General features: G+C 58.8%; 2 protein-coding genes and 1 pseudogene. All 3 read left to right on the top strand.

Annotation, left to right across the window (positions count from 1 at the left end; all coding sequences use genetic code 11):
- Nucleotides 1–639, top strand: a 639-nt coding sequence (locus C7445_RS14310; protein WP_134161387.1) for an SAF domain-containing protein, incomplete at its 5' end; no start/stop codon positions are given.
- Nucleotides 636–1685 (top strand): CpaE/TadZ family protein, encoded by a 1050-nt coding sequence (locus C7445_RS14305; protein ID WP_134161385.1) that lies wholly within the window; start codon nucleotides 636–638, stop codon nucleotides 1683–1685. The genes C7445_RS14310 and C7445_RS14305, both read left to right, overlap by 4 nt.
- Nucleotides 1672–2183: pseudogene (locus C7445_RS14300) on the top strand (ATPase, T2SS/T4P/T4SS family); the annotation flags it as partial. The gene C7445_RS14305 and the pseudogene C7445_RS14300, both read left to right, overlap by 14 nt.

Genomic DNA, 2183 nt, shown 5'->3' with positions numbered 1-2183 from the left:
TACAACCAGTTTGTCGCACCCATGTTGACGAACGAATGGGTGTACGTCGCGCGCACGCAGTTGCCTGCGGATACCCCCATCCAAGCGGCGGATGTAGAACGCATCCGCGTACCAAAGAGTGAGTTGAGTCCAGATGCCATTACGAATGCAGAGGGGCTGTTGGGTACGTACACAGCCCAGCCGGTCGACGAGAATCAGGTCTTGACCGCGCTCGATACGGAACCCGACCCCTTCACGATTACCCCCGGCACAGAGGATGTACCGATTTCCTCGACGTGGATTGCGTCGGTGTCGGAGACACTGCGCCAAGGGGATTACGTCGATCTCATCCCCATCGCCCAGCCGCAAGCTGGAGCGGACAACGTCGGGACGTTCACGACAACGAGTGAAGCCTCCGAATTCAAGCATCTGCTCGTGCTGTCCGTGCACACGGATAACAACGCGGAAGTGACGTCGCAACAGACGGGGGCGCCGCAATCGGTCGGCGCGCGTGGGAGCGGCACCGGTGTGCCGGCGAGCGTGGACGTGAAAATGACAACCGCCGAAGCACAGGCGTTGGCGAGCCTCATTCAGCAGAAGTATCAACTGCTTATTGTGGGCGTGTCGGACGAAACGCGGTCGGGAGGTGGTATGAAGTGATCGCCATTGGACTACGTGAATCGTTGCAACACGAAATGACCGGCCGCATGGAGAGTGTGGAGGATTGGCGCGGGCTAGAGATACGCCAGGTCGATGCGCTCCTTTTGGACGCGAAGCATGTGCCGGAGACTGAGTTGTACGAGGTTCGAGAGCAATTTCCCGATGCGTCCATCACCTACGTCGTGGACGAGTTCACGTCCGCGCTCACTGCGTTTGCCGCTGCGCACAACATCCGTCTCGCGCATGCCTCGCGTGTCTTGTCGTATCTGGACGAAGTCATCGGGCAAGGCCAATCCACGCCGATCCTTGCGTTTTGGGGCGTGTATCCGCGGCTTGGCACCACGACGATTGCCCTTGCTGTAGCCCATGTGTTGGCCGCGCAGCACGGCAAGTCCGTCGGGGTCTTGGGCCTCAACGCCTATGATCCAGGCACGGCCATAGTGCCAGGCGTTGAACATCACCTGGACGACATGTTGTCGTATCTCGCGCAGCAAAAGCTCGATCCGGAGACCCTGCAGGCCGCGATGAAGTCGGTGCTTCGTGTGAAGTATCTACCGGGCCTGCAAAACCAGACGCGCGCGTTGGCGGTGATGCCCGAGCACGTCCGACACCTGCTCCACGTGGCACGGTCACAGTTTGAGGTGTTGGTGCTCGATGTGGGGAGCGCACTCAACACGGCGCTGGCGCTTGAAGGCCTCCAAGCGGCCACGCATCGCTACGTCATCGCTAATGACCTTGTGGCGACACAACGGCAACTCTTGCGGCAGATGGATTACATTCTCCGGCCCTTAGGTGTGGAACCAAGCGACCTGATGCTCGTCGGCAGTCAGGTTCATGGCAAGGGCGGTCTGGCAAAGTCGGTGGGGATGATGCAACTTGCATCCATTCCGTACTACTCGTCGATCGACATTTATGCAGAACAATCGCCTGAGCCGATGAAGGTGTTCCTCGGCGAGAAGACGTTCCGAAAGGCCGTCGAAACCATCGCTCAATCGGCTGTGACAGCATCTGCAACGACGGAGGTGGCTGCAAGTGTCCGTGTATGAGCTACTGCCAAACGAGCCCTTTCGCGCGGATCGGTATGTGCTGGAGACGCAGCGCGAGCGCGCCAAAGACTACGGGGAAGTTCCGTTTGACCGGGTGATCGAGGCGTTTCAGCAGTATCTTGGCGAAGACGTCGGTGGGAAAGACGATGTGGATTCGCAATATCTGCACCGCAAGTATCGCGCGCTCATCGGGGATGAGGCGGCGAAGCAGTATTTCATTCATCGCATCCATGACTTTTTGCGGGAACGCCCCGAATTTCAAAATACCCGGTACCCGCGGTACTACCCGGACTTGCCGGAAGCCATCTTTCAGCACGCGCTCGGTTTCGGTCCGATGAGCGTGTGGTTCGCAAATCCCACGGAATCGGCGACGGTGAACGGGACACAGATTCTCTTTGGCGTCAAAGGATCGAACACGAAAATCCTTCAGCCGTTTGCGTTCGACAACATCGACCAGGTGAAGCGTTTGGTGCGCACGCTCACGCTTCGTGATCCGGC

The sequence above is a fragment of the Alicyclobacillus sacchari genome (assembly GCF_004366795.1).
Taxonomy (GTDB): domain Bacteria; phylum Bacillota; class Bacilli; order Alicyclobacillales; family Alicyclobacillaceae; genus Alicyclobacillus; species Alicyclobacillus sacchari.
The sequence above is the reverse complement of the archived record's forward strand: the minus strand, read 5'-3'. Positions and strand labels throughout refer to the sequence as shown.